This is a genomic window from Paracoccus indicus, assembly GCF_003056335.1.
Taxonomy (GTDB): domain Bacteria; phylum Pseudomonadota; class Alphaproteobacteria; order Rhodobacterales; family Rhodobacteraceae; genus Paracoccus; species Paracoccus indicus.
The window spans coordinates 195,339-212,716 of the sequence record NZ_PYWA01000004.1 but is presented as its reverse complement, the minus strand read 5'-3'; the positions used below and the strand labels follow the sequence as shown (position 1 = coordinate 212,716).

General features: G+C 67.9%; 14 protein-coding genes. 6 read left to right on the top strand and 8 right to left on the bottom strand.

Annotated elements, in window-relative coordinates:
* Positions 1–37: 37 nt before the first annotated feature.
* Entirely contained in the window at positions 38–2,236 is a 2,199-nt protein-coding gene (locus DDE75_RS08430; protein WP_108502093.1) for a primosomal protein N', read from the top strand.
* A 4-nt stretch (positions 2,237–2,240) separates the two neighbouring features.
* On the opposite strand, the gene DDE75_RS08425 is transcribed toward DDE75_RS08430, so the two are convergent.
* The 3 genes from DDE75_RS08425 to DDE75_RS08415 all read right to left on the bottom strand — a co-directional run bounded on the left by DDE75_RS08425 (position 2,241) and on the right by DDE75_RS08415 (position 5,156).
* Entirely contained in the window at positions 2,241–3,185 is a 945-nt protein-coding gene (locus tag DDE75_RS08425; protein WP_108501925.1) for a lytic transglycosylase domain-containing protein, read from the bottom strand.
* Positions 3,186–3,206: 21 nt separating this feature from the next.
* Positions 3,207–4,106: a hypothetical protein gene (locus tag DDE75_RS08420; protein WP_108501924.1), complete on the bottom strand. Its 900-nt coding sequence runs from the start codon at positions 4,104–4,106 to the stop codon at positions 3,207–3,209.
* A 138-nt stretch (positions 4,107–4,244) separates the two neighbouring features.
* On the bottom strand, positions 4,245–5,156 hold the full coding sequence (locus tag DDE75_RS08415; RefSeq protein ID WP_108502092.1) for a L,D-transpeptidase: 912 nt from the start codon (positions 5,154–5,156) through the stop codon (positions 4,245–4,247).
* Positions 5,157–5,661: 505 nt separating this feature from the next.
* On the opposite strand from DDE75_RS08415, the gene DDE75_RS08410 reads away from it, so the two are divergent.
* Complete coding sequence (locus DDE75_RS08410) at positions 5,662–7,269, top strand: MFS transporter (protein WP_211659321.1); 1,608 nt, start codon at positions 5,662–5,664, stop codon at positions 7,267–7,269.
* Between the two features lie 69 nt (positions 7,270–7,338).
* Complete coding sequence (locus tag DDE75_RS08405) at positions 7,339–8,043, top strand: hypothetical protein (protein WP_108501923.1); 705 nt, start codon at positions 7,339–7,341, stop codon at positions 8,041–8,043.
* 3 nt (positions 8,044–8,046) lie between these two features.
* On the opposite strand, the gene DDE75_RS08400 is transcribed toward DDE75_RS08405, so the two are convergent.
* Complete coding sequence (locus DDE75_RS08400; protein WP_108502090.1) at positions 8,047–9,705, bottom strand: NAD+ synthase; 1,659 nt, start codon at positions 9,703–9,705, stop codon at positions 8,047–8,049.
* Positions 9,706–9,841: 136 nt separating this feature from the next.
* Between DDE75_RS08400 and DDE75_RS08395 the strand changes: the two genes are divergently transcribed.
* On the top strand, positions 9,842–11,320 hold the full coding sequence (locus tag DDE75_RS08395; RefSeq protein WP_108501922.1) for an MORN repeat-containing protein: 1,479 nt from the start codon (positions 9,842–9,844) through the stop codon (positions 11,318–11,320).
* Positions 11,317–11,763 (top strand): GNAT family N-acetyltransferase, encoded by a 447-nt coding sequence (locus DDE75_RS08390; RefSeq protein WP_108501921.1) that lies wholly within the window; start codon positions 11,317–11,319, stop codon positions 11,761–11,763. The genes DDE75_RS08395 and DDE75_RS08390 overlap by 4 nt, the downstream gene beginning before the upstream one ends.
* A gap of 4 nt (positions 11,764–11,767) precedes the next feature.
* Here the strand turns inward: DDE75_RS08390 and DDE75_RS08385 are convergent, their stop codons facing one another.
* The gene (locus DDE75_RS08385) at positions 11,768–12,832 is read right to left on the bottom strand and encodes a YcjF family protein (RefSeq protein ID WP_108501920.1); all 1,065 of its coding nucleotides are present in this window, start codon (positions 12,830–12,832) and stop codon (positions 11,768–11,770) included.
* On the bottom strand, positions 12,829–14,199 hold the full coding sequence (locus DDE75_RS08380; protein ID WP_108502089.1) for a YcjX family GTP-binding protein: 1,371 nt from the start codon (positions 14,197–14,199) through the stop codon (positions 12,829–12,831). The genes DDE75_RS08385 and DDE75_RS08380 overlap by 4 nt, the downstream gene beginning before the upstream one ends.
* Before the next feature lie 127 nt (positions 14,200–14,326).
* Between DDE75_RS08380 and hrpB the strand changes: the two genes are divergently transcribed.
* Positions 14,327–16,732, top strand: coding sequence for an ATP-dependent helicase HrpB (hrpB, locus tag DDE75_RS08375; protein WP_108501919.1), 2,406 nt, complete (start codon positions 14,327–14,329; stop codon positions 16,730–16,732).
* 3 nt (positions 16,733–16,735) lie between these two features.
* Here the strand turns inward: hrpB and DDE75_RS08370 are convergent, their stop codons facing one another.
* Together DDE75_RS08370 and DDE75_RS08365 are read right to left on the bottom strand one after the other, a co-directional pair.
* Positions 16,736–17,068, bottom strand: a complete 333-nt coding sequence (locus tag DDE75_RS08370; RefSeq protein WP_108501918.1) for a DUF2794 domain-containing protein — start codon at positions 17,066–17,068, stop codon at positions 16,736–16,738.
* Between the two features lie 39 nt (positions 17,069–17,107).
* Positions 17,108–17,377 carry an I78 family peptidase inhibitor gene (locus tag DDE75_RS08365; RefSeq protein WP_108502088.1) on the bottom strand — a complete coding sequence of 90 codons (270 nt, stop codon included), beginning with the start codon at positions 17,375–17,377 and terminating at the stop codon, positions 17,108–17,110.
* Position 17,378 lies beyond the last annotated feature (1 nt).

The following is a 17,378-nucleotide window of genomic DNA, read 5'->3' as shown; positions in this document are numbered from 1 at the left end:
CAACCGCGCAGGGGGGGCGTAGTTATCGCGGGTGATGATGGATACGCCCGCCTTCTTTGCCCCCCGCGACCGGATCGCGGTGCTGACCTGCGAGCCGGTGGGCGTGCTGGACTATCTGACGCCCGAAGGCGGCGTGCGACAGGGCCAACTGGTGCTGGTCCCGCTTGGTCCGCGCCGCGTGCTGGGGCTGGTCTGGGGCGAGGGATTGGGCGATTTCGACCTGGCCAAGCTGCGCCCCGTGGCCCGCGTGCTGGACGCGCAGCCGTTTTCGGCCGGTTTTTTGGATTTCCTGACGCGGGCCGCCGATTACACCCTGACGCCGCTGCCCCTGATGTTGCGCATGGCGACGCGCGCGCCCGATCTGGACCAGCCGCCCGCCGCGCGGCGGGTGATCGTGCCGGGATCGGGTCAGCCCGAACGCATGACCGAGGCGCGGACCCGCGTCCTGCAGGTCATGGCCGATCATGGCGGGGCCAGCTTCGCGGCGTCCGAACTGGCGCAGCTGGCGGGCGTCGGGACATCTGTGGTCAAGGGGCTGGTTGCCCAAGGTGCTTTGGCCGAAATCGAGGCGCCCCGCGATCTGCCCTATCCGCGCCTTGACCCGATGATGCCGGGCAAGCCCCTGGCTGCCGATCAACAAGAGGCCGCCGACACCCTGCGCGACAAGATCCGCGCCCGCAGCTATGGCACCACCCTGCTGCGTGGCGTCACGGGGTCCGGCAAGACCGAGGTCTATCTGGAAGCCGTCGCGGAATGTCTGGCCCAAGGCCGTCAGGCGCTGGTCCTGTTGCCGGAGATCGCGCTGTCATCGGAATTCCTGGACCGGGTCGAGGCGCGTTTCGGCGCCCGCCCCGGCGAATGGCACAGTGGCATCACCCGCACCGAACGCAGGCGCCTGTGGCATATGGCCGGTACAAACCAGGTGGGGCTGGTTGTCGGTGCCCGTTCGGCGCTGTTCCTGCCCTTCGCCGATCTGGGCCTGATCGTCGTCGATGAGGAACACGACAGCAGCTACAAGCAGGAGGACGTGGTCTTCTACAGCGCCCGCGACATGGCGGTGCTGCGGGCCTCGATCAACAAGTCGCAGGTGGTGCTGGCATCCGCGACGCCCAGCCTTGAAAGCTGGGTGAATGCGGCCAGCGGCAAATACACCCGTCTGGACCTGCGGTCGCGATACGGAGAGGCCGAGCTGCCGCAGATGTCCGCCATCGACCTGCGCGCCGAGGCGATGGAACCGGGCCGCTGGATCTCGCCCACATTGGAGCGCGAGGTTCAGGCGCGGCTGGCCAAGGGCGAACAATCGCTGATGTTCCTGAACCGCCGCGGCTTTGCGCCGGTGACGGTGTGCCGCGCTTGCGGGGAACAGATCGGCTGTCACCAATGCGACGCGCGGATGGTCGAACATCGTTTCCAAAACCGCCTAGTCTGCCATCAATGCGGCGAGACCCGCCCCATCCCCGCCGCCTGCCCATCCTGCGGGGTCGAGGGCAAGCTGGCCCCCATCGGTCCCGGCGTCGAACGCATCGCCGAAGAGGTCGCCGCCCGTTTTCCCGATGCCAAGGCGACGGTCCTGTCCTCGGACCTGTTCCATTCCTCGCGCGCGCTGAAGGAGGCGATCGCCCAGATCGCCGATGGCGATACCGACATCATCATCGGCACCCAGATCGTCGCCAAGGGGCATAACTTCAGCCGTTTGACGCTGGTGGGGGTCATCGACGCCGATCTGGGCCTGCAAGGCGCGGATCTGCGCGCCGCCGAACGCAGCTTCCAGCTGATGCGGCAGGTGGCGGGCCGCGCGGGGCGGCAATCGGGGGCGGCGCCCGGGGTTGCGATGCTGCAGACCCATCAGCCCGACCACGCGGTGATCCGCGCGATCCTCTCGGGGCAGGACGAGGGCTTTTGGGACGCCGAGGCCGCGGGCCGTCAGGCCGCCGGCATGCCTCCCTTCGGGCGACTGGCGGGGGTGATCCTGTCGCATCCCGATCTTGGCGTCGTCAGCGATTTCGCCCGCCACCTTGCCTCGCTTGCCGCCCCCCTGGCGCAGGCCGGGGCCGAGCTGTGGGGGCCTGCGCCTGCACCCATCGCGCGTGTGCGGGGGCGTCACCGGATGCGCATGCTGATCCGCGCCCCGCGTCAGGCGCCCTTGCAAAGCGCCATCGCCGATTGGCTGGCCTTGGCCAAGCCGCCCAGCAACCTGCGGCTGTCGGTGGACATCGACCCCCAAAGCTTCCTGTAAGGGATCAGTTCTTCAGCACGATGCAGCGCCCGCCGACCCGCTTGAAGCGGTTGCAGAAGGATGCCGCAGCCGTCTTCGATTCGTAGCCGATCTGCGCCGTATAGACCGCGCGGGGCATGCCGTTCATGCGCTTGCGGACATAGCCGACCCGCGCGCCGTCATCCAGAATGGGCCGCAGGGTGCGGTTCAGGCGGGCCACCTGCTGGGCGGCGCCCGATCTGCTGGGGTGGCTGGCCACGATCACGCCCCAGGGAAAGACGCGGGGCTGGGTGTTGAATTCGCGCAGGCTGCGATCGCCCGCCATCTTCTCGCAGGCGGGGCGGAAGGCCATGTCGTCGTTCAGGGCCAGCTTCAATTCGCCCTTGGCCGGCGGATTGTCCCGCCAGCGATGCGCGCTGAACCCGGTGATCGATTCGACGTAATCGATGGTCTCATAGGGCAAGGTGGTCTGCTGCTGAATAAAACGGGCCGCGCGGTTTTCCCCGCCGTTGTAAGCGACCGCCGCCATGCCGATATTGCCGAAGCGATCCGCCAGCGTGGCCAAATACCATGCCGCCTTGTGAATGGCCTGCGCGGGGTTGAACGGATCGTCCAGCCAATAAAGGTCTGCCGTGCCCGGCATGAACTGCGCGATGCCAAGCGCACCTGCGGGGCTGACGGCAGAAGGCTCGAACCGGCTTTCCTTCCACAGCAGACGCGCCAGGAAGTTCGGGTCCAGCCCCTGTTCGCTGGCATTGCGTTCGATCAGCTTGCAGACATCGGCGGCATAGCTGTCCTTGCGAATGCAGTCGCGCCCGTCATCCGTGCAGCGCCGATCCTCGGAGGGTTTGCGCGGGGCCAATCCAAGACGTGCATCCACGGCCGGCCGCGCCCGGACTTCGGGTGCGGTCGTCAGCGTCGCGGTCAGGGTCAGCGCCGCGCAGAGCAAGGTTGCAAGCAGTCGTGTCATCCGGGGGAATTGCCAGCGGCGTCAGGCCTGCTTTGCCTTCTTGGCACCCGCATTCTTGCCCTTGCCCGCCTTGGGTTTGTCGGCCTTGGGCTTGTCGGATTTGACCTTGTCGGCCTTGGGCTTCTTTTCGCCCGACTTTTCGCCCTTGTCGGCGGATTTCTTTGCCGGGGCGGCGTCGCCTGCCTCATCGGCCTTGCGGGCAGCCTTGCGTTCGGCGCGTTCGGCCTGCTTGGCCGCCTTGCGTTCGGCGTCCTTGTCGGCCTTGCGCTGAGCGCGACGTTCCAGGCGCGCCTGTTCCTTTTCCGCGTCCTTCAGGGCCTTGCGTTCGGCACGACGGGCTTCGCGCGCCGCTTCCTTCTCGGCCGATTTGGTGGCCTCCTTCTCGGCCTTGCGGGCGGCTTGCTTGGCGGCTTTCTCGGCGTCGGACGTTGGCATCTGGGTGTTCCTTGCAGCTGTGTCTTCGGGGGCTTGTGTCACGGCAGGCGCAGGCGGTTTACTCTTGCGCTTGGGAATGCGGTGGGGTTCGGTCCGCAAATCGGTCTTGCGCGCCTCGGCCGGCTTTCGCCCTGCCGGTTTCCGGGGGCTGGCGGCAGCACGGCGCCGTGGTTTGGCGGTCGTCTGTGCGGCGACCTTGGGCTTTGCAGCAGGGGTGACCGGGGCTTCGGGCTTGCGCGGTGCGATGCCGCGCCTTCGGCGTTCGCCATCGACCCGCCTGATGGCCGCGCCCAGCAGCTGCGCGGGGCTGGGATCCGCCGTCGAGGGGGCATCCTGCGCCTTGTCCTTTGCCTGCCGCAAAGCATCCAGCAGGGGCAGGATGGCGGCGTCCTCCAACCGGCCCAATTCCGGGGCGCGGCTCTGCGTGGTCAGCGCCAGTTGGTCAGCATTCAGGATTTCCTGTTCGTGTCGTGCATGATTGGGCATGGCGGAAGCTCTTGAATGGACGACCTGGACGGCTTCCTTCGACATTGCGCAGAGATCGGCGGTTTTGCAAATGGAAAGACCCCGGCGCGAACCGGGGTCTTGCACATTTGCCGAACTGTCACGCGCAGAGGCGTGCGATCACTGGCCGGGCACGGCGCTTTCGACCGGCGACACGAAGGGCGCGTCATTGGCATAGGGATCGGTCACCATCGCCGTCTGCACCGTCGCCGTCGAGGCATAGGGATCGGCGGCGGTCACCGGTGCGGTGGCGGCGGTCGTTGCCGGAACGCTGCCCGAAACGGCGGTCATCTGCATGTCGGGCTGGATCTGTGCCGCAGGCTGGACATAGCCTTCGGGCGTCTCTGCCATCGGGCCTTCCATGCGCAGGCTCTCGGCCTCGGAACGGACGATGACCTTGGTGCCGGTCGGGATCTGCTCGAACAGGTCGATCACATCCTGGTTGAACATGCGGATGCAGCCGGCCGAGGTCGCCTTGCCGATGGACGAGGGGTCCAGCGTGCCGTGGATGCGGTAATAGGTGTCGACGCTGCCCTGATACAGATAGAGCGCGCGCGACCCCAGGGGGTTCTGCATGCCGCCGGGCAGACCATTGGCGAACTGCGAATAAAGCTCGGGCTCGGTCCGCAGCATGTTGTCGGTCGGGCGCCAGCTGGGCCAGGCCGCCTTGCGGGCGATGGTCGCGCTGCCTTCGAAGCCTTTGCCGGCGCGTCCGACGGCCACGCCGTAACGCATGGCCTGACCGCCGTCCTGCACGTGATACAGCACGCGGGCATAGGGGTCGACGACGATGGTGCCGGGCGCTTCGCTGCCGTTGTAGGGGACCAGCTGGCGGCGGTTGCGATCGACCAGATAGGCGGCGCGCACGGCCGCGATCTGGATCGGGTTGCCATCGGGGCCGATATCGGTGCGGGCCTTGTATTCGTCGGGAACCGTCGCGGGTTGTTGCACGGCCGGAGCAGCGGTTTCCTGCGAGGGACCGCAGGCCGCCAGCCCGAGGGCCGCCGCCGCGAGAAGAGAAGCGAGGCGCATCGTTTCAATTTCCTTGTTCATCGTCGGCCGCCAGCGGCAGAGCCGGGGGCCGAGGCAGCAAAAACATTCCACCACGGCAAAGGGTCGCCCCGATCCGTGATTCATCGTCATTCCATGGGCACAGGGCCCCTTGCGCGTCAAGCCTTGCACGGCGTCGAACAGGTCGTGGTGACCAGAGGCGACCCTGCCTGTTGCGCGGCGGTGTCAGCTGAATCAACTTTCACTGCCGTGGGAACAACTTGGCGTGTAGAAAGGTTTCATCCCGGCTGCGCAAATGCCTGCATTCACCCTGCGAAGAATCGCCGCGAGCCTTTCGGCGGGCCTGCTCTGCCCGTCCCTGCGGCACGACATCCGCGCCCGATGGACCGGCCCGGTCTGCACCTTCGGGACCGAACGACCGATAATGCGAAAGACAGCTTGACCCGTGCCCGAAGAACCCGCATCCGACCGCTCCGCCCCGGGCATTTCCGCGTCCGACCCCTCGCAGAAGCGTCCCAACGGTGCCTTGGCGCCTTTGTCCTATCCCGACTTCCGCCTGCTGTGGAGCGCGACGCTGGTCTCGAACTTCGGCGGGCTGGTGCAGGCGGTGGGGGCGGCCTGGCTGATGACCCAGCTGACAGACAGCGCGACGCTGATCGCGCTGGTGCAGGCGTCCAATACCCTGCCGATCATGCTGCTGGCCATCGCCTCGGGGGCCTTGGCCGACATCTTCGACCGCAAGACGCTGCTGATGGCGGCGCTGTGTTTCATGACCTTCGTGTCGCTGGCCCTGGCGGCGGTCGCCTATGCGGGCGGGCTGACGCCTTGGACGTTGCTGGGCTTCACCTTCATGCTGGGGGCGGGGCAGGCGCTTTATAATCCGCCGTGGCAAGCCAGCATCGGTGATCTGGTGGGCCGTCAGGACCTGCCTGCGGCGGTCAGCCTGAATTCGGTCGGTTTCAATCTGATGCGCAGCGTCGGTCCTGCGGCGGGCGGCTTCATCGTGGCGGTCTTCGGGGCGGCGGCGGCATTCGCGGTCAATGCGCTCAGCTATCTGCCCCTGCTGGGCGCGATGGCGCGCTGGAAGCCGCAGCTGGCCCCCCGTGTCACCACGCCCGAGCCCTTCATGGCGGCCATGGGCGCGGGGCTGCGCTATGTCGCGCTGTCGCCGAACCTGATCCGCGTGATGCTGCGCGGCGCGCTTTTCGGCTTTGCCGCCATCTCGGTTCTGGCGCTGCTGCCGCTGGTCGCCAAAAGCCACCCCGAGGGCGGGTCGCTGCTGTTCGGCGGTCTTCTGGGCTGCTATGGCGTGGGGGCCATCGGCGGCGCGCTGCTGAACCCCCGCATCCGCGCGCGGATGTCGAACGAGCACGTCGTGCGCATGGCCTTCGGCGGATTCGCCTTTGCTGCGCTGGTGCTGGGGCTGACCGATGCGATCTGGCTGCATGCGCTGGCGATGCTGCCTGCCGGTGCATCATGGGTGCTGGCGCTGTCATTGTTCAACGTGACGGTGCAGCTGTCCACACCGCGTTGGGTCGTGGCCCGCGCGCTGGCGCTGTACCAGACGGCGACCTTCGGGGGCATGGCTGCGGGGTCCTGGGCCTGGGGCGGCATCGCCGGGGTGCATGGGGTGCAGCCTGCATTGACGGCGGCGGGACTGCTGTTGCTGGCCGGGGGTGCCTTGGGCATCTGGCTGCGCGCACCCGAGTTCGGCAGCCGCGATCTGGACCCCGCCAACCGCTTTCAGGAACCGGCGCTGCAGTTGGATCTGCGCGGGCGGTCGGGACCGATCATGGTGATGGTCGATTACCTGGTCGACCAGGACGATGTCCCGCAGTTCCTGCGCCTGATGCAGCAGCGGCGGATGATCCGCCGCCGCGACGGGGCGCGCGGATGGGCGCTGCTGCGCGATCTGGAGCACCCCGACCATTGGAGCGAGAGCTATCACATCGCCACATGGGACGAATACGTCCGTCACAACCTGCGCCGCACCAAGGCCGACGCCGAGGTCACGACCGAACTGCGCGCCCTGCACCGCGGCGAGGGCGACCCGGCCGTCCACCGCATGATCGAACGCCACAGCGTGGGCCCCCGCGACGACGTCCCCCTAGTCGGCAAGATCGAAGTGCCCTGATACCCGCAATTATTGGCTCGATTGCACGTCAAGGTTGTGCCAGGTTGGTCCTGTTCCCGGAGGGCCGCGATGATCCGATTTGCCATGATACTGGCGCTGCTGCTGCCTTGGCCTGCACAGGCGGGGCCTTGGCCGCGCGAGGTGGGGCAGACCTTCCTGTCGCTTATGGGCGAACGGAACCGAACGGGGGATGGCTTCGTCTTCGCCTATGCGGAATACGGTCTGACGCCCCGAACGACCTTGGGCGTCGAATTCAGCCGCTCCTCGGCCGAGACCGGCGCCATCTTGTGGTTGCAGCACCCGCTGGACGACGGGCATGGCGTCCACCGCATCACTGTGCAATCGGGCTTGGGCGTGGTCCGCAGCGGCGATGAATTCCTGCCGTTGGCGCAGGGGGCCTTGTCCTGGGGTCGGGGGTTCGAACGATGGGGCGGCGGCTGGATGAGCGCGCAGCTTCTGGCGCGGATGACCGGCGCCTCGCATTCGGAAACAGAGACGCCGGACCCCGGCATGTCCGCGCTGTTCGACAGCATCCTGGGCGCCGAACGGGTGGTCAAGGCCGACTTGACCCTGGGTCTGCGCCCCCGCGACGGGCTGATGGTCATCAACAGCCTGTGGCTGGAGGACCGGCAGGACGATGGTTTCGCTGCCCGCCTGGCTCCCTCGCTGGTCTTTGATGCACCCGGGCCGGTCCAAATCGAACTGGGCGTGATCCAACCCCTGTCCGGCCCTGCCGAACAGGCCGTCCGCCTTGGCACCTGGCTGGAGTTCTGACGATTAGAGCTTGTCGCGCCAGCGGTTCACCAGCGGATAGCGGCGGTCCAGCCAGAAGGCGCGGGGGGAAATCCGCGGACCGGGCGCCGCCTGATAGCGTTTCCATTCGCTGATATAGAGCAGCTTTTCCACCTGCCGCACCGTATCCGCATCGAAGCCCTGTTCGACCAGATCGACCAGCGCCAGATCCTTTTCGACCAGCCCTTCCAGGATGGCGTCCAGCACCTCGTAGGGCGGCAGCGAATCCTCGTCCTTCTGGTCGGGGCGCAGTTCGGCCGAGGGGGGCTTGCTGATGATGCGTGGCGGGATGATCTCGCCGGGGTTGCCCAGCATCCAGTCGCGATGGTTGGCATTGCGCCAGCGGCAGGTTTCGAAGACGCGCGTCTTGTAGAGATCCTTGATCGGGTTATAGCCGCCCGCCATGTCGCCATAGATGGTGGCATAGCCCACCGCGACCTCGGACTTGTTGCCGGTAGTCAGCAGCATTTCCCCGAACTTGTTCGAGATCGCCATCAGCATGACGCCGCGCAGGCGGGACTGGATGTTTTCCTCGGTCGTGTCGGGTTTCGTGCCCTCCATCAGATGGGCCAGGGCGTCGCCGACCGCATCGCGTGCGCCCTCGATATGGACGGTATCCAACCGCGCGCCCAAGCGCGTCGCGCAATCGGCGGCATCGTCCAGGCTGATCTGCGAGGTATATTCCGAGGGCAGCATCACGCAGCGGACATTCTCGGGCCCGATGGCATCGGCGGCGATGGTGGCGACCAATGCGCTGTCGATGCCACCGGACATGCCCAGCACCACCTTGCGGAAGCCCGACTTGCGCAGATAGTCGCGCAGGCCCAGCATCATGGCGAAGTAATCCTGTTCCCAAGCATCGGGCTGTACGGCCATTTGGCCCGGCTGCGCCTGCCAGCCGTCGTCGCCGCGAATGAAATCAACATGGGCGATGGCTTCCTCGAACGCTGGAAGCTGCACGACCTTTTTGCCGCCCGGGTTCAACACGAAGCTGGCGCCGTCGTAAAGCTGGTCGTCCTGACCGCCGACCATGTTCACATAGACCAGCGGCAGGCCGGTCTCGACCACGCGGCCGACCATATGGCCCATGCGCAGGTCCAGCTTCTCGCGGTGGTAGGGGCTGCCGTTGGGGACGACCAGGATCTCGGCGCCGGTCTCCTCCAGCGTTTCGGCCACGTCGGGATACCAGCTGTCCTCGCAGATGGGCGACCCGATGCGGGCGGGGCCGACGGGATAGGGGCCGCTGATCGGGCCGCTGTCGAACAGGCGCAATTCGTCGAAAAGCTGCTTGTGCGGCAGGTGGTGCTTCAGCACGCGGGCGACCAGCGCCCCGTCGCGGAACACGAAATAAGCGTTATAGAGCTTGCCGCCCTCGGGCCAGGGACCGCCGATGCCGATGGCGGGGCCGCCCGTCAGCGATGTGCCCAGCTCCATCACCGCCTCGACCGCCTGCCGGGTGAAGGCGGGTTTCAGCACCAGGTCCTGGGTCTGATATCCGGTGATGAACATCTCGGGCAGGGCCAGCATGTCGGCACCGGCGTCGCGCGCCTGTTCCCACGCCTCGCGCGCCTTGGCGGCATTGCCGGGCAGATCGCCCACGGTGGCGTTCAACTGGCCGATGGTCAGGCGGAAGCGTTCGGTCATGGTCGGATCCCCGGTGCGTTGCGCAATGGCTTGGGTCAAGGGGATAGAGGATCGGCGCGCCAAGGAAAAGTCGGCCTTTGCGCATGGGGCGCTGCTGGGGTAAACCTTCGGGCAAAACACCATGAGGGCAGAGGCGATGAAAGCGGCAACTCGGGCGGCGACGGCAGTGGGCGCAGTGGCGCTGGCCGTGATGGGCATGACGGCGCAGGCGGGTGCCCAGGTCATCACCAAGCAATATGACGACGGGGGGGTCTATGAAGGCACCTTCCGCAACGGGTTGCAGCATGGCCAGGGCAGCTATGTCCTGCCCAACGGCTATCGCTATGAAGGCGATTGGGTCGAGGGCCAGATCATGGGGCAGGGCCGCGCCGAGTTTCCCAACGGTTCCGTCTATGAGGGCCAGTTCGCCCGCGGCAAGCCCGATGGTACCGGCAAGATCACCTATGCCGATGGTGGCACCTACGAAGGCCAGTGGTCCGAGGGCGAGATCACCGGCGAGGGCAAGGCCACCTATGCCAACGGCTCGGTCTACCAGGGGCAGTTCGAGAAGGGTCTGCATCACGGCAAGGGCGTGCTGCGTCAGGCGAACGGATACCGCTACGAGGGCGATTGGGTCGCGGGCGTCAAGGAAGGCCAGGGCAAGATCACCTATCCCGACGGCGCGACCTATGAAGGCGGCATGCTGGCCGGACAGCGGGCAGGCAAGGGCAAGCTGACCATGGCCGACGGGCTGACCTATGACGGGGTCTGGGCCGCGGGCCAGATGTCGGGCACGGGCGTGCTGGTGCAATCCACCGGCGACAAATACGAGGGTCAGCTTGAAGGCGGCCGCCGTCAGGGTAAGGGTGTCGCGACCTATGCCAACGGCGATGTCTATGACGGCGAATTCGCCAACGACCGCCGCGACGGGCAAGGCACATTCACCGGGGCGGATGGTTACGTCTATGTCGGCGAATGGTCCAAGGGCCGGATGGAGGGACGTGGCCAGATCACCTATCCCGACGGCTCGGTCTATCTGGGCCAGATGCGCGCCGACCGTCCCGACGGCACCGGCAAGATCACCTATGCTGACGGCTCGACGTATGAGGGCCAGTGGTCCGAGGGCGTGATCGAGGGCGACGGCAAGGCCAGCTATGCCAATGGCATGGTCTATGAGGGTAGCTTCCGCAACGCGCGCAACGACGGGCAGGGACGCATGTCCTATCCCGACGGTTATGTCTATTCCGGCGCGTGGAAGGACGGCCAGCGCCACGGCGAGGGGCAGGCCACCTATCCCGACGGCACGGTCTATACTGGCAATTTCGTCAATGGCGTCCGCGAAGGTCAGGGCCGCCTGACGACGCCCGACGGCTTCATCTATGAAGGCGGCTGGAAGGCCGGAGAGATCGACGGCGACGGCACCGCCACCTATGCCAATGGCGATCGATACGAGGGCAATTTCGCCGCCGGCAAGCGCCAGGGCGAGGGCGTCATGCGCTATGCCACGGGCCAGGTCGCATCGGGGGAATGGCAGGACAACCGGCTGGTCAAACCCGATGAAGCATCCGAGGCCGAGGTCCCCGCCGAAGGTGCCGCCACGCCCGATCTGCCCACCGAAAGCACCGCGCAGCCGTGAGGGTCGCCTTCCGCCGCGCCACGCACAACGATCTGCCCGCCATTGTGGGACTGCTGACCGATGATGCCTTGGGGTCCGCGCGCGAGGCGTCGTCGGCTGGTGCCTATGCCGCGGCCTTCGACCGGATCGATGCCGACCCGAACCAGCTGCTGGCCGTGGCGGATTGCGACGGGAAGGTCGTCGGCACGCTGCAGCTGACCTTCACCCCAGGGCTGTCACGCGGTGGCGCGATCCGCGGACAGATCGAGGCCGTGCGCATCGCCAGCCACCTGCGCGGGCAGGGAATCGGCCAGCGGATGATCGAATGGGCGGTGGCGACCTGCCGGACGCGCGGCTGCGCGATGGTGCAGCTGACGACGGACAAGACGCGGGTCGATGCGCACCGCTTCTATGACCGGTTGGGGTTCGAGCAGTCGCATCTGGGCTACAAGATGATCCTGTAAGGGATCACGCCTGATCGTCATTCCCGAACAACCCGCGCAGGCCGCGCGTCACAAGGTTGCCGACCTTGGGGCGGGGTTGGGCGATGAAGGGCAGGGGGCGGCAGACCTCCATCGCGGCGATGCCGACGCGGGCGGTCAGGGCGCCGTTGACCAGCCCCTCGCCGAAACGGCGCGACAGCTTGGCAAGGATGCCGCCACCCGCGACGGTATGGACCAGATCATCCCCCGCAGCGACGGCGCCCGTGGCAATCAGATGGGTCATCACCATGCGGGCCAGACGCCAGCCGCCAACGGCCCCGGCACGCCCGCCATAGATCTCGGCCATGCGGCGGATCATCCGCAGGTTGGCGGCCAGCGCGGCGGCGACATCGGCCAGCGCCAAGGGCACCAGCGCGGTGGTGGCGGCGACGGTGCGGGCGGCGGCCTCGATCTCGCGCCGTGCCAACTGGTCCAGGGGGGCCAGCAGCTCGGCCTCGGCCAGGGTCAGCAGGGCGGCGGCGTCGAAGGTTTCCGCGCGGCGCTCGGCAAGTCGCTGGCGCTGCCATTCCATCTCGGGGCGCTTGACATAGACCCCGACCAGCTGGTCGGTGACCAGCTTGGCCTGGTCGAAGCTGTCATCGGCCAAGGCCGCGCCCGCGCGCCGTTGCAAGGCATCGATCTTGGCAAAGCGCCGCCATGCCCGCCATTCGCGCAGCGCCATGCCCAGACAGGCCAGCGTGAACAACCCGAACAGCGTGATCGCGATCCAGCCCAGCAGCGGATAGCTGACCATCAGCCCGTTGATGAAATCCAGCGCCGCCACACCCAGCAGGAAGGTGAAAAGCGCAACGCCCGTGTTGATGAAGAACCGCGTCATGCGCGAGGGCGGGCGACCGACAAGGCGGGTCACCATCTCCATCGTGCGGGGACGGGGCAGAGGGGCCGAGGGTTCGTCGATGGGCGGCGCGTCGGCGGGGCTGGGCGCGTCGTCCTGTGACGTTTCGACATGGGGCGCGCGGGCCTGTTCGCGGGTCGGTTCGTCCAGCGGAATCAGGACGGGGCCGCGGGGGCGCTTGGGCTGGTCGCTCACAGGCGGTCTCCGATCAGGAATTCGGCGGCGCGGTCCAGGCGGATATGGGGCGGGCCATCGCCGGGGCGCGTGGTCAGGGGGGCGGGGGCAAAGTTCATGATCGCGTAATCGGCGTCCAGCCAGGCATCCGCCCCCGCCCGCGCCGGATGCAGCAGCATCGAGGGATCGGCAGGCAATTCGCCCGGAAAGAACGCCGCCTGCCGCCCGTCCAGCAGGCGACCGCGCACGACGGGCAGTTCGTCATCGCCCTGCCTGATCATGTCCTCGGTCGTGGCGCGCAGGGCGGCGATGGCCATGGCCTCGGTCCGGGCGCCTTGGAAATCGGCGCGGTCGCGAGCCTCGCGCAGCATGGATGACAGGATGGCGGTCAGCCGGTTGTGCTGGATGTGATGCAGGTGGTCGGCCTTGGTCGCGGCAAAGAGGATACGTTCGACCCGGCGTGTTCCCAGCAGCTGCGCCAGCCAGCCCGCGCGCCCTGGGCGGAAGGCGGTCAGGATGTCGGCCATGGCGCGGCGCATGTCCTCGACCGCGCGGGGGCCTTGGTGGATCGCGCCCAGCACGTCGACCAGCACGACCTGACGGTCGATGCGGGCGAAATGGTCCCGGAAGAAGGGCTTCACCACGCGCGACTTGTAGGCGTCGAAGCGGCGGCGGAATTCGCGACCCAGCTTGCCGCCCTGCAGTTCGGGGGGCAGGGGCGCAAAGGTCAGCGCGGGGGATCCGGCCATCTCGCCGGGGATCAGGAAGCGCCCGGGGGTGCAATCGGACCAGCCCGCCTCGCGCGCGGCATTCAAGTGGGCGGTATAGACATCGGCCAACTGCTGCGCCTGCGGTTCGGTGAAGTGATCGGCGGCTTGGACCTGCGACAGCGCGGCGCGGAATCTATCGGCACCGGGGCGACCATCGATGCGGTCGAAGACCTCAGCGGACCAGGTGGCGAAGTCGCGGTCCATCAGGCGCAGGTCCAGCAGCCATTCGCCGGGGTAATCGACGATGTCCAGATGCATCACCCGCGCGCCGCGCAGGCTACCGAAGAGGCCCCCCGACTCCATGCGCAGCGACAGGCGCAGCTGGCTGACATGGCGGGTGCCATCGGGCCAATGCGGCTCGGGTCCGGTCAGCGCCGACAGATGGCGTTCGAAATCGAAGCGCGGGATGGTGTCGTCGGGCTGGGGTTGCAGCCAGGCGGCCTTGATGCGCCCATCGGCGGCACCGCGCAGCGCCTGCATGCGTCCGCGTTCCAGCAGGTTCGCCACAAGCGAGGTGATGAAGACCGTTTTGCCCGCCCGCGACAGTCCCGTCACGCCGATCCTGATGACCGGATCGCCAAGGCCCAGCCCCTCGATCACGTCGTTGCCGATGCCCATGCTGCCCCTTCCGCCTTGCTGTTCGCGGACCAACGCCCGCGCCGCAGGATAGGTCCGCGGGCCGGGAAATGTCACGGGGCGACATGGCGATTGCACGCAGGTCGCAGGGGGCGGTATCACGGCGCCCATGTCACAGACCCTGCCCATCGACGAAATCCTGCCCGAACTCTGCGCCACGCTGGCCCGCGATGGCCGCGCCGTGCTGGTGGCGCCCCCCGGTGCGGGCAAGACGACACGGGTGCCTCTGGCGCTGATGGACCAGGTGCCGGGCCGCATCCTGATGCTGGAACCCCGCCGCCTGGCCGCCCGCGCTGCCGCCGAACGGATGGCCGACAGTCTGGGTGAGGCCGTGGGTGGCCGCGTCGGATACCGCATCCGTGGCGAATCGGTGGCGGGCAGCCGGATCGAGGTCGTGACCGAGGGCATCCTGACGCGCATGATCCAATCCGACCCCTCGTTGGAGGGGATCGGCTGCGTGATCTTCGACGAATTCCACGAACGCAGCCTGAATGCCGACCTGGGCTTGGCCCTGGTGTGGGAGGCACGCGGCGCCCTGCGCGAGGATCTGGCCGTGCTGGTCATGTCGGCCACGCTGGATGCGGGACCGGTGGCGGCTTTGCTGGATGATGCGACGGTGGTGACCTCGGACGGGCGGGCCTTTCCGGTCGAGACCCGCTGGCTGGACCGTCCCCTGCCGCAGGGCATCCGGCTGGTGGATGAGGCCGCGCGCCTGATCCGCATTGCCGCCGCCGAGACCATCGACACAGGCGGCACGATCCTTGCCTTCCTGCCGGGTGAAGGCGAAATCCGCCGCGTCATGGCCCAGCTCTCCGGCATGGATCACGACATCCTGCCGCTTTACGGCGCGTTGGACGCCAAGGCGCAGCGGGCGGCGCTGTCCGAACCCGGCGCGCGGCGGCGGATCGTGCTGGCGACCGCCATTGCGGAAACCTCGCTGACGATCCCGCAGGTGCGGGTGGTCGTGGATGCGGGGCGTGCGCGGCGTGCGCGGTTCGATCCGGGCAGCGGCATGTCGCGGCTGGTCACCGAACGCGTCAGCCGGGCCGAGGCCGACCAGCGCCGGGGCCGCGCGGGCCGCGTCGCACCGGGCGTCTGCTACCGCCTCTGGGCACGGGTCGAGGAAGGCGCGCTGCCCGCCTATGCGCCGCCCGAAATCACCGTCGCCGACCTGTCGGGGCTGGCGTTGGAGCTTGCCAGCTGGGGTGCCGATGCCTCGGACCTGGCCTTTCTGACACCGCCCCCCGAAGGCGCGCTGGCCGAGGCGCGTTCCCTGTTGACAACCCTGCAGGCGCTGGACCGGGACGGGCGCATCACCGATCACGGGCGGGCCTTGGCGCGGCTGCCGTTGCACCCGCGCCTGGCGCATATGCTGATCCATGCAGGACGGGGGGCGGCGGATCTGGCGGCGCTGCTGTCGGACCGCGACCCCCTGCGCGGTGTGGGGGTGGACCTGTCGCTGCGCCTGACCGCCATCCGCGACCCCAAGCGCTTTCCCGACCAGGTGAACCGTCAGGCCGTCCAACGCATCCGCGACGAGGCTGCCCGCCTGCGCCGCATGGTGGCCGACCGGCCCGCGCTGTCGCCGGGGGGCATGGCCTCGCTGGCCTATCCCGACCGGATCGGGCTGCGGCGCAAGGGAGATGATGCGCGCTTCGTTCTGTCGGGCGGCAAGGGTGCCGTCATCGACAATGCCGATGTGCTGGCCGGACAGCGCCTGATCGTCGCTGTCGATCTGGACGGCGATCAGCGCGAGGCGCGCATCCGCATGGCCGCCACGCTGGACGAAGCCGATCTGCGTACCCTGCATGGCGCCGCGATCCAGCAGGTGCAGCTCTGCGAATGGTCGCGCCGCGAGGGTCGCGTCATCGCCCGCGAACAGGACCGCCTTGGCGCGCTGGTGCTGTCGGACCGCATCTGGCGCGACGCCCCCGAAGAGGCCATCGCCCGCGCCGCGCTGGAGGGGTTGCGCCTGAACGGGCTGACATGGTCGCCCGCCGCCGCCCGATACCGCGCGCGGATCGAACTGGTCGGGGGCCTCGGCGATGTCGATGATGCCAGCCTGCTGGGCGACGGCGACTGGCTGCTGCCTTGGCTTGGTCGCGCGCGCAGCCTCTCGGACCTGCGCAGCCTCGATCTGGTCGAGCCGCTGAAGGCCCGCATCGGTTGGGACGGCCAGCGCCGCCTGGATCAGGCCACGCCCGCGCATTTCGTCACGCCTCTGGGACGCAAGGTGCCCATCGATTACGACGGCGACCACCCCGAGGTGCAGCTGCGCCTGCAGGAGGTGTTCGGCGTCACCACCCATCCCGTCGTCGGCGGGCGTCCGTTGCGGATGGCGCTGCTGTCGCCGGGGGGCAAGCCGGTGCAGGTGACGATGGACCTGCCGGGCTTCTGGGCCAGTTCCTATCACGATGTGCGCAAGGACATGCGCGGGCGCTATCCCCGCCACCCCTGGCCCGACGATCCGACACAGGCCGACCCCACCATGCGGGCCAAGCCGCGCGGGACGTAAGGCTCAGTCGATGGGGCGGATCAGCTTCTGGTCCAGCACCCGCAAGACGGTCGCCAAGTCATGCCCGCGCTTCAGGATACGGCCGTCCATGGCGATCACGGCATACATGCCTTGGGCGTTGCGCAGGCGCGGGCGTTTCTCGATGCGGTAAAGGGGATGCTCGGCGGCGCGGCGAAAGACGCTGAAGATCGCAACGTCGCGCAGGAAGGACATGCCGTAATCGCGCCATTCACCCGCCGCCACGAAGCGGCCATAGGTGGACAGGATCAGGTTCAGCTCCTTGCGGTCGAAGACGACCTGATCGGGGATCGGCTGGATCGGCGGCTGTGCGTTCATCACGCGATGGTGGCACAGCCTGCCGGGCCAGATCAACGATCAGTAGCAGCCGATCTTGTGGATGATGCCCTTGCGGTCGTATTCGATGTTCAGCCGGTCGGTGCGGTAATCGGCGGTGACCATGTCGTCGGGCCCGACGACGCGGCTGCCCGGCGGCAGGCGCAGCTGGTCCAGCGCCGCGCGATTCTGGCCCATCAGCCCCTGGAAACCCGATGCGCCGCAGAGGTCCGGCTGTTCGGGCGTTTCGGCGGCAGGCTGGCAGGCCGCCAGCAGCGCCAGGGTGACAAGCGACAGGGCAATTCGGGTCATG

Bases quoted from the DNA above. Each gene is read 5' to 3' on its own strand.
- DDE75_RS08370 (WP_108501918.1), bottom strand. From the start codon at position 17,068: ATGAACGCACAGCCGCCGATCCAGCCGATCCCCGATCAGGTCGTCTTC.
- DDE75_RS08395 (WP_108501922.1), top strand. From the start codon at position 9,842: ATGAAAGCGGCAACTCGGGCGGCGACGGCAGTGGGCGCAGTGGCGCTG.
- DDE75_RS08405 (WP_108501923.1), top strand. From the start codon at position 7,339: ATGATCCGATTTGCCATGATACTGGCGCTGCTGCTGCCTTGGCCTGCA.
- DDE75_RS08380 (WP_108502089.1), bottom strand. From the start codon at position 14,199: ATGGGCATCGGCAACGACGTGATCGAGGGGCTGGGCCTTGGCGATCCG.
- DDE75_RS08425 (WP_108501925.1), bottom strand. From the start codon at position 3,185: ATGACACGACTGCTTGCAACCTTGCTCTGCGCGGCGCTGACCCTGACC.
- DDE75_RS08420 (WP_108501924.1), bottom strand. From the start codon at position 4,106: ATGCCCAATCATGCACGACACGAACAGGAAATCCTGAATGCTGACCAA.
- DDE75_RS08415 (WP_108502092.1), bottom strand. From the start codon at position 5,156: ATGCGCCTCGCTTCTCTTCTCGCGGCGGCGGCCCTCGGGCTGGCGGCC.
- hrpB (WP_108501919.1), top strand. From the start codon at position 14,327: ATGTCACAGACCCTGCCCATCGACGAAATCCTGCCCGAACTCTGCGCC.
- DDE75_RS08365 (WP_108502088.1), bottom strand. From the start codon at position 17,377: ATGACCCGAATTGCCCTGTCGCTTGTCACCCTGGCGCTGCTGGCGGCC.
- DDE75_RS08400 (WP_108502090.1), bottom strand. From the start codon at position 9,705: ATGACCGAACGCTTCCGCCTGACCATCGGCCAGTTGAACGCCACCGTG.
- DDE75_RS08430 (WP_108502093.1), top strand. From the start codon at position 38: ATGGATACGCCCGCCTTCTTTGCCCCCCGCGACCGGATCGCGGTGCTG.